8 protein-coding genes and 1 pseudogene are annotated in these 9308 nt (G+C 73.3%); 6 read left to right on the top strand and 3 right to left on the bottom strand.

What is annotated here, in order from left to right; all coding sequences use genetic code 11:
* Positions 1-134: 134 nt before the first annotated feature.
* A complete protein-coding gene (locus ACWDEN_RS47395; RefSeq protein ID WP_351603164.1) occupies positions 135-896 on the bottom strand; it encodes a CDP-alcohol phosphatidyltransferase family protein in 762 nt (253 codons plus the stop codon).
* Positions 897-1003: 107 nt separating this feature from the next.
* Here ACWDEN_RS47395 and ACWDEN_RS47390 point away from each other — a divergent pair, with 107 nt between their 5' ends.
* The 5 genes from ACWDEN_RS47390 to ACWDEN_RS47370 all read left to right on the top strand — a co-directional run bounded on the left by ACWDEN_RS47390 (position 1004) and on the right by ACWDEN_RS47370 (position 6278).
* Positions 1004-1993, top strand: a complete 990-nt coding sequence (locus tag ACWDEN_RS47390) for a dehydrogenase (RefSeq protein WP_450864294.1) — start codon at positions 1004-1006, stop codon at positions 1991-1993.
* A gap of 112 nt (positions 1994-2105) precedes the next feature.
* Positions 2106-2504 carry a 6-pyruvoyl trahydropterin synthase family protein gene (locus ACWDEN_RS47385; RefSeq protein WP_351603168.1) on the top strand — a complete coding sequence of 133 codons (399 nt, stop codon included), beginning with the start codon at positions 2106-2108 and terminating at the stop codon, positions 2502-2504.
* A complete protein-coding gene (locus ACWDEN_RS47380; protein ID WP_351603170.1) occupies positions 2501-3688 on the top strand; it encodes a glycosyltransferase family 4 protein in 1188 nt (395 codons plus the stop codon). The genes ACWDEN_RS47385 and ACWDEN_RS47380 overlap by 4 nt, the downstream gene beginning before the upstream one ends.
* A 143-nt stretch (positions 3689-3831) precedes the next feature.
* Complete coding sequence (locus ACWDEN_RS47375; protein ID WP_450864298.1) at positions 3832-4836, top strand: class I SAM-dependent methyltransferase; 1005 nt, start codon at positions 3832-3834, stop codon at positions 4834-4836.
* 146 nt (positions 4837-4982) lie between these two features.
* On the top strand, positions 4983-6278 hold the full coding sequence (locus ACWDEN_RS47370) for a lysylphosphatidylglycerol synthase transmembrane domain-containing protein (protein ID WP_450864296.1): 1296 nt from the start codon (positions 4983-4985) through the stop codon (positions 6276-6278).
* Here the strand turns inward: ACWDEN_RS47370 and ACWDEN_RS47365 are convergent.
* A pseudogene (locus tag ACWDEN_RS47365) lies at positions 6164-6931 on the bottom strand (creatininase family protein); the annotation flags it as partial. The gene ACWDEN_RS47370 and the pseudogene ACWDEN_RS47365 sit on opposite strands and share 115 nt — an antisense overlap.
* Positions 6932-6969: 38 nt before the next feature.
* Between ACWDEN_RS47365 and ribA the strand changes: the two are divergent.
* On the top strand, positions 6970-7641 hold the full coding sequence (gene ribA / locus ACWDEN_RS47360) for a GTP cyclohydrolase II (RefSeq protein ID WP_351603176.1): 672 nt from the start codon (positions 6970-6972) through the stop codon (positions 7639-7641).
* A 61-nt stretch (positions 7642-7702) separates the two neighbouring features.
* On the opposite strand, the gene ACWDEN_RS47355 is transcribed toward ribA, so the two are convergent.
* Entirely contained in the window at positions 7703-8926 is a 1224-nt protein-coding gene (locus ACWDEN_RS47355) for a serine hydrolase domain-containing protein (RefSeq protein WP_450864291.1), read from the bottom strand.
* Positions 8927-9308 lie beyond the last annotated feature (382 nt).

The raw sequence follows: 9308 nt of genomic DNA, 5'->3' as shown, positions 1-9308 counted from the left end.
CCCGCACCCGCACCAGCCACTTCGCAGCACTCCGCCCCGCCGACCAGCCGGTCGACGGGGCGAAGCAAGGCCCGAATTAACCAACAGCGTCCGGCGACCGGTCCGGGCCCTCAGCCGCCGTCGGCGGCGCTTGCTCAGCGCCCCACCAGCTCCAGCACCTTCCCCCCGGTCGCCGTCTCCACGCAGATGCGGGAGGTGCGCCACAGCCACCGCACGTCCCGGCCGAAGGACCACAGCAGCGAGCCCAGGGCCACGAGTACGACCGCGAGGTTCGCCAGGTGGGGGAGGAGCTCGGCGCCGGCCAGGAGCAGGGCTATGCCCTGGATCGCGGCGACGGTCTTGCGGGCGAGGGACGGCGGCAGGGGGGCGTTCAGCCAGGGGGCCACGCGAGCCGCGGCGACGAAGGCGTAGCGCATGCCGCCGATCAGCAGGACCCACGGGCCGAGCTGGGTGGAGACGTACACGCTCAGCACCAGGATCAGGAACGCGTCCACCTCCATGTCGAAGCGCGCGCCGAGCGCGGTCGACGTCCCGGTGCGGCGGGCCACCTTGCCGTCGACGCCGTCCAGGAGCAGGGCGACCGCCGTCAGGCCGACCAGCAGGGTCACCGGCGGCGCGCTCTCGAAGGAGTCCGCGACCAGGGCGGTCACCCCGCCCACCAGGGTTGCCCGGCCGAGCGTGACACGGTTCGCGGGGCCGAAGGAGCGCAGGCAGGAGCGGTGCAGGGCCCGGGACAGAACCGCCCAGGTGGCGAAGGCGAACGCCAGGCCCGTCAGCCAGCCGGCCGGCCCCATGCCTATCGCCGTTCCGAGCAGGGCCAGCAGCAGGAGCTGTATGCCCGCTCCCACAGCGGTCTCCTGCTGGGGCCTGGCGTCATACGTGTTGTTCAGGGCCACCGCACACCCTCCGGCCGAGTGACAGAGTCGATCAACGCCGCGTACTGTGCGCGGCCTGTGCACTTCTCGGTACGTGAACAACTTCCCTACTGTTCAGGAGGATGCCGATGAACCGCTCGGCCCGCGCGTTCTGGCTGCGCTCACCCGGCCACGGCGAGCTGCGCGACATCACCCTCGCGGAGCCCGCCGAGGACGAGGTCCTGGTGCGCGCCCTGTACTCCGGAGTGAGCCGTGGCACGGAGACACTGGTGTTCCGCGGCGGGGTGCCGGAGAGCCAACACGCCGTGATGCGGGCGCCGTTCCAGGAGGGCGACTTCCCCGCGCCGGTGAAGTACGGCTACCTCAGCGTCGGCGAGGTGGAGGAGGGTCCGGCCGAGTTGATCGGGCGTACGGTCTTCTGCCTGTACCCGCATCAGAGCCGTTACGTCGTTCGGGTGAACGCCGTGACCGTCGTGCCCGAGCGGGTGCCCGCCGAGCGGGCTGTGCTCGCCGGGACTGTGGAGACCGCCGTGAACGCCCTGTGGGACGCGGCACCGCTGATCGGCGACCGGATCGCGGTGGTCGGCGGCGGCATGGTCGGCTGCTCGGTCGCGGCCCTGCTGGCCCGCTTCCCGGGCGTCCGGCTGCAGCTCGTCGACGCCGACCCTGAGCGCGCGAAGACCGCCGAGGCTCTCGGCGTGGACTTCGCGACGCCCGACAGCGCGCTCGGCGACTGCGACCTCGTCGTGCACGCCAGCGCCACCGAGGCCGGTCTCACCCGCGCGCTGCAACTCCTCGCTCCCGAGGGTACGGTGGTGGAACTGAGCTGGTACGGCGACCGGCGGGTCTCCCTGCCGCTGGGCGAGGCCTTCCACTCCCGGCGGCTCACCGTGCGCAGCAGCCAGGTCGGCACCGTCTCCCCGGCGGCCCGCGCCGGCCGGGACTACGCCGACCGGATGGCGCTCGCCCTCGACCTGCTCGCCGACCCGGCCCTGGACGCGCTCATCACCGGGGAGAGCGCTTTCGAGCAACTCCCTGACGTCATGCCGAAGCTCGCCTCGGGCGAGATCCCCGCCCTGTGCCACCGGATCCGGTACGCCGACACGGGCCTGACCTGAGAAAAGAGTGAGAGAGGGCTGAACGCGGGGAACCGAAGAGCCGTACTACACGGCATCCCCCGACGGGTAAGGAACAGGGGGACCAGACGCGTCGTACCTGGAGGGTCGTCCGTTGTTCAGCATCACCGTCCGCGATCACATCATGATCGCCCACAGCTTCCGCGGCGAGGTCTTCGGGCCCGCGCAGCGACTGCACGGCGCCACGTTCCTGGTGGACGCCACCTTCCGCCGCGAGCAGCTGGACGAGGACAACATCGTGGTCGACATCGGCCTGGCCACGCAGGAACTGCGCCTCATCACCGCCGAGCTGAACTACCGCAACCTGGACGACGAACCCGAGTTCGCCGGCGTCAACACCTCCACCGAGTTCCTCGCCAAGGTCATCGCCGACCGGCTCGCCGAGCGCGTCCACAAGGGCGCCCTCGGCGAGGGTGCCAAGGGGCTGTCGGGCATCGCCGTCACCCTGCACGAGTCGCACATCGCCTGGGCGAGTTACGAGCGTGGCCTGTGACCGGGGCGACCACGGAACGGGCGCGGCTGGCCTATGTGCCGGCGCAGCCCACAGCCGTCGCCGTCGACAAGGCCGGAATCATCCCCATGTCCCTGCGCACCGTGCACTTCGTCCTGCCGGGCGGCATCGACGACCCGGCCGCGCCCAGCGGCGGCAACGCCTACGACCGCCGGGTCTGCCTGGACCTGCCCGGCTTCGGCTGGCAGGTCACCCGGCACGCCGCACCCGGCACTTGGCCGTGCCCCGACCAGGCCGCCCGCGACCACCTCGCCCGCGTCCTGGGCGACCTGCCGGACGACGCGGTGGTGCTGCTGGACGGGCTCGTCGCCTGCGGCGTCCCGGAGCTCGTCACCCCGCACGCCGAGCGCCTGCGCCTGGCCGTGCTCGTCCACCTGCCGCTCGGCGACGAGACGGGTCTCGCCCCGGCCGTCGCCGCCGACCTCGACGCCCGCGAACGCGCCGTGCTGCGCGCCGCGCCCGCCGTCATCGCGACCAGCGACTGGGCGGTGCGCCGGCTCGTCTCCCACCACGGACTCGCACCCGAACGGGTGCATGTCGCCGCGCCCGGCGCCGACATCGCGCCCCTCGCGCCCGGCACCGACGGCGTCTCCCGGCTGCTGTGCGTGGCCGCCGTCACCCCGCGCAAGGGCCAGCACCGGCTCGTGGAGGCGCTCGCGACGGTACGGGACCTGCCGTGGACCTGCGACCTGGTCGGCGGGCTCGGCCACGACCCCGCGTACGTCGCACAGTTGCGCGAGACCATCGCCCGGTACGGCCTCGCCGACCGGCTGCACCTGACCGGCCCGCGCTCCGGCGCCGACCTCGACGCCACCTACGCCGCCGCCGACCTGATGGTGCTCACCTCCTACGCCGAGACCTACGGCATGGCGGTCACCGAGGCCCTGGCCCGCGGCATCCCGGTCCTCGCCACCGACGTGGGCGGACTGCCGGAGGCGGTCGGCCGCGCCCCCGACGGCGGGGTGCCCGGCATCCTCGTCCCGCCGGAGGACCCCGCCGCGCTCGCCGCCGAACTGCGCGGCTGGTTCGGCGAGCCCGACGTACGCCGCCGGCTCAAGGCCGCCGCCCGCGGGCGCCGCGCCGCGCTCGACGGCTGGGCCGCCACCGCCCGCAGCCTGGCCGGAGTCCTCGCACGGCTCCCCGAAGCCCCGAGGAGGGCGGCATGACCACGCCGGATACGACGACGAACGGCATCGCGTCGATCCCGGCCCAGGCCGGACCGAGGGAGGTGGGGCCGGTGCGGAGGACCGAGGACGAGAGCGAGCCGGTGCGCGAGGCCCGTCGCGAGGAGACCGGTGTCCAGGGTGACATGGCGAGTTCGCAGGCGCCCGGCGCGGGGGAGGACGGCGACGGTGCCGGGGAGTCCGGTGGCGCCGACGGCGGCGGGCAGCGTGGCGTGGACGCCTCGGTCGTCCCGGGCGCCGGGCCCGTCGGCCGACCCGGTGAACGGGCCACCGTACGGCTGCGGAACGACGAACCCGAGGAACCGCCCCGGTACGCGCCCGAATGGCTGAGGTTGCGGGAAGAGGCCGATGCGGTTGCCCGCGCGCAGGACCTGCTGGACCCCTTGCGGATCCGGCTGGCGAACCTGCCGGACCACACCGGCGCCGTCGCCGTGCACGACCTGGGCTGCGGCACCGGCTCGATGGGCCGCTGGCTCGCGCCCCGCCTGGACGGCCCCCAGCACTGGGTCCTGCACGACCGCGACCCCTACCTGCTGCACTTCGCCGCCGTGGGCTCCCCGCGCTCAGCCGCCGACGGCAGCGGCGTCACCGTCGAGACCCGGCGCGGCGACGTCGCCCGGCTGACGCCGGACGCGCTCGCCGGGGCCTCGCTGGTCACCGCCTCCGCGCTGCTCGACGTGCTCACCCGCGAGGAGGTCGTCACCCTCGTCGACGCCTGCGCCGGTGCCGGCTGCCCCGCGCTGCTCACCCTGTCGGTCGCCGGTCGTGTCGAACTCACCCCGGCCGACCCGCTGGACGCGGAGATCACCGAGGCGTTCAACGCCCATCAGCGGCGCGGTGGGCTGCTCGGCCCGGACGCGGTCACCGTGGCCTGCGAGGCGTTCGCCGCGCGCGGGGCCGCCGTACGCGTGCATCCGAGCCCTTGGCGGCTCGGTCCCGAGGAGTCGGCGCTGATCGAGCAGTGGCTGCGCGGCTGGGTGGGAGCGGCCGTGGAACAGTCGCCCGGGCTGCGTGACCGCGCCGAGCGGTATCTGCGGGACCGGCTCGCCGCCTGCGCGGCCGGTGAGCTGCGGGTCGTGGTCCACCACAGTGACCTGCTGGCCCTGCCCCGGCCGACGGGTGGCGCGTGATGAGCTCGCGTCCGGCCGCGACGGAATCCGGGCACCGGGTCACCGCCGGAACCGGCGCCCGCGCGCGCGTGCACGGTGAGGAAACGGTTCACGCGCGCGTGCGCGACGGCGGTCCGGCCGATGTGTGCGTGTACGGCGTCGGCGCGATGCACACGCGCGTGCCGAGCGGGAGCATCGCGCACGCGGCCCGCGAGACCGGGACCGGGCTTCCGGAACCGCCCGATTCGGGGTCCGCGCAGCCCACGGCCATCCGGCACCCCCGCCCCCGCTTCCGCGCGCTGCGCACCCACTTCGGCACCGCCGTCGGCGTCGTCATCCTCGGGGCCCTGCTGTGGCGGCTGGGCACGGGTGTGCTCCTCGACGGGCTGAGGCGGATCGACGCCACGACGGTCCTGGCCGCGCTGGGCATCGGCGTGGTGACCACCGTGCTCAGCGCCTGGCGCTGGCAGTTGGTGGCCCGAGGCCTGCGCATCCGGCTGCCGCTGGGCCCCGCCGTCGCCGACTACTACCGGGCGCTGTTCCTGAACGCGGCGCTCCCCGGCGGGATCCTGGGCGATGTGCACCGGGCGGTCCGGCACGGACAGAGCGCCGGTGACCTGCGGCGCGGGGTGAAGGCCGTCGTACTGGAACGCGTCGCCGGGCAGCTCGCGCTGGCCGTGCTCGCCGTGGTGGCCCTGCCGACGCTGCCGTCCCCGGTCCGCGCCGAGGCCCGCGACCTCGCACCGCTGGTCGCCCTGGCGGCGGCCGGCGCGCTCGCCATAGCGCTCGCCCTGCGCATGAACCGTACGTCCTCCCGCCGGGCCGGGGGCCTGCGCACCGCCCTCGGCGAGGCACGCCAGGGCCTGTTCTCCCGCCGGGGCGGACCGGGCATCGCACTGTCCTCGGCCGTCGTCCTCGCCGGGCACCTGGCGATGTTCGTCGTGGCGGCCCGGGTCGCCGGCTCGGCCGCCTCCGTCGGGGCACTGGTCCCGCTCGCGGTCCTCGCCCTGGTCGCCATGGGGTTGCCGCTGAACGTCGGCGGCTTCGGGCCCCGCGAGGGCGTCACCGCCTGGGCGTTCGGCGCCGCGGGGCTCGGCGCGGGCACCGGGGTCGCCGTCGCGGTCGTGTACGGCGTGCTGAGCTTCGTGGCGAGCCTGCCCGGCGCCGTCGTCCTCGTCGTGCGCTGGTACGCCGGCCTGCGCGCCGGGGCGGCCACGGCGAACCCCGCCCCGGACTCCGGCACGGCCGCGACGGACGGTCCGCGGCCCGCGCCGCACCCCGCGCCCCCGGACGGCGCCCCGCCGGGACAGGACACCGCGCCCGCGCGGGACTACCCGCGCCCCGCCGCGGACGTGAGCAACGCGAAACACGACTCGAAGGATTCCGCGAGGCTCGCCAGCAGTTCCTTCCCCTTTTCCGCCGAACCCAGGGAAGGACGGCCGATGACGCCGGATTCGGTATAGGCGGACATTCCCACGGTGAGCAGATGACGACGGTCGTCAGCGGTGAAATCGGCGGACTCGTAACCAGGGCGGACGAATTCGGGATGAGCGTGCAGCAGAATCGAGGTCTCGATTTCCCCCGCGTGCATGTCGGTGAGCAGCGAGGTGCGTACCCCCGCCCGCTCCCGCGCCGCCTCCCAGTCCTCGAGGGCCGGGAACAACGCCATCCGCTCACCGCGCGCGGAGGCTTCCTGGACGACGTTGCCCAGAACATAGTTGCCGCCGTGCCCGTTGACCACGACGAGCGCGTCGACGCCCGAGCGGCGCAGCGACGCGGCGATGTCCGAGACCACCGCATGGAGGGTCACGGCGGAGATGCTGACGGTCCCCGGCCAGTCCGCGTGCTCGTGCGAGCAGGAGACCGTCACCGGGGGAAGGAGGTGCACCGGGTACGCGGCGGCGATCTCCCGCGCCACGGCACAGGCGACGAGCGTGTCGGTCGCCAGCGGAAGGAACGGACCGTGCTGTTCGAAACTGCCGACGGGAAGGACGGCGACCTGTGTTGAAACGCCCGCCCCCCGCATCCGTACCTCTTCGGTGGTGTCCGCCGGCATCACGCCGTGCGCCACGCCGTTTGTCCCACATGCCGCCGCACGCGCGCCCGAACCACTCATCGTTTCACGGCCTTTCGTCTCTGCTTAGGAATCAGATCATGACAGAAAACACCGGCTTCAACATGGGCGTCCTCGGCAAGAAGTCCCCGCGGCGTTCGGGCGCGGAACGCGTCGTGAATGCACCGCTGCCCACCGTGTACGGCAAATTCCAGGCGATCGGCTACCTGGACCACGACCGCGGTGACGAACAAGTGGCCCTGGTGTACGGCGAGATCGGCACCGAGAACGTGCTGATCCGGCTGCACTCCGAATGCCTGACCGGGGACGCGTTCGGTTCCCGGCACTGCGAGTGCGGCGATCAGCTGGAGGCCGCGCTGCGCGCCGTCGTCTCCGAAGGCAGCGGGATCGTCGTCTACCTGAGGGGCCACGAGGGCCGCGGCATCGGGCTGCTCGCCAAGCTGCGCGCGATGGCCCTGCAGGCGGAGGGCCTGGACACGGTGGAGGCGAACCTCGCGCTCGGCCTGCCGGTCGACGCCCGCGACTACGGCATCGCCGCGGAGATCCTGCACGACCTCGGGGTGCGCTCGGTACGCCTGATGTCCAACAACCCCCGCAAGCGCGAGGCGCTGGTGCGGCACGGGATCCAGGTCGCCGAGCAGGTGCCGCTGCTGATCGAGCCGTGCGAGAGCAACATCACGTATCTGCGCACCAAGCGGGAGCGGATGGACCACATCCTGCCTCATCTGGACGCCGTCGCCCACGGCTCCTGAAGCCGGCCGTCCCGGCGTCCGCCGCCTCCCCCCACGGGCGACGGGCGCCCCGGCGGTCAGTTCAGTCCACCAGCGTCTCGTGCGCCAGCCGCCGCAGCTCCGGGAAGATCTTGAGCGTCTTCGGGCGTAGCTGCGTCATGAACTGGACCGTCAGCTCGTGGGCCGGATCGACCCAGAACGCGGTCGTGGCCGCGCCGGTCCAGCCGTATGTGCCGGGGCTGGAGGGGGCCAGGGTGCGGGACGGGTCGGTCACCACCGACACGTTGAAGCCGAAGCCGAGCCCGTCGTTGCCGGGTTCCTGGTGGGCGGGGGCGCCGAAGGAGCGCAACACCGCGTCGCCGGGCAGCTGGTTGCGGGTCATCATGCCGACGGTGTCCGCGGACAGCAGCCGTACGCCGTCCAGTTCGCCGCCCCGGCGCAGCATCTCCATGAACCGGTGGAAGTCGTACGCCGAGGAGACCAGGCCGCCGCTGCCGGACAGGAATCGGGGCCGGCCGTGCACCGGCAGCCCCGGCACCGGGGCGATCCCGCCCTCGTCCGTCTCCCCGTACAACTCGGCGAGTCTGTCCTCCTGTTCGGGCTCGATGTGGAAGCCGGTGTCGGTCATGCCGAGCGGGCGCAGGATCCGCTCGGTGAAGAACGCGTCCAGCGGCTGCCCGGACACCACCTCGATGACCCGGCCCAGAACGTTCGAGGCCACCGAGTAGTTCCACTGCGTGCCGGGATCGAACTGCAGCGGCATCCGCGCGTACACCTCGACCGTCTCCGTGAGATCGGCGCCGGGCGGCACCGAGTACTCCAGGCCGGACTCCCGATAGAGGGTGTCGACGGGGTGCTTGTAGTAGAAACCGAAGGTCAGGCCGGCGGTGTGGGTGAGCAGATGCCGGATCAGGATCGGGCCGGCGGCCGGGCGGGTACGCAGGTCCGGGCCCGAACCGCCGTCGTACACACGGGGGTTGGCGAACACCGGCAGATGACGCTCCAGCGGGTCGTCCAGGGACAGCCTGCCCTCCTCCACCAGCATCAGGACCGCCACCGCGGTGACCGGCTTGGTCATGGAGTAGATCCGCCACAGCGTGTCCGCCTCGACCGGCAGCCCCGCCGCGACATCGCGCCGGCCGTACGTGGTGAGGTGGGCGACCCGGCCGCCACGCGAGAGGGACACCAGGAAGCCGGGCAGCCGCCCCTCGTCGACGTAGTGCGCGATCTGCCGGTCCAGGCGGTCCAGCGCCTTGACGTCCAGCCCCGCCTCACCCGGGTCGACTTCCTGCCGCAGCCCTGCCATCGCTCTCCTCCGGTCGCCTCGTACGCGCTGCCCCGGCTGCCCGCCGGGACGCACCCGGTCCTCATCGTCGCCCAGGAACACCACCATGGACCCGTTCATCAGCGGTGTTTGTGATCGACGCGACGCCGTCGCCCCCGAGCGGCCCGCGCCCGCCATCGGTTGTGGCCGGCAGGCGCTCGCGCCCGGTCGCGGCCGATGTGTGGTCGTTGTCGGTCGTGGGTAGTCCGTGCCCGCCGCCGGTCCCGGGCAGCTGGTGCCAGCCGCCGGTTCTGGCCGACGCGCGCCCGCTAGCTGTATTGATCACGAGCGTTGTTGACAGCCGCAGGGCTTGATCATGGCGAAGACCTCCGGTGTGGTGGAGCTGTCTAGGACTGCACCGCAC

This window comes from Streptomyces sp. NPDC001153, from assembly GCF_053598315.1.
Note: the sequence above shows the minus strand (reverse complement) of the source record. Positions and strands in the feature narration are given on the sequence as shown.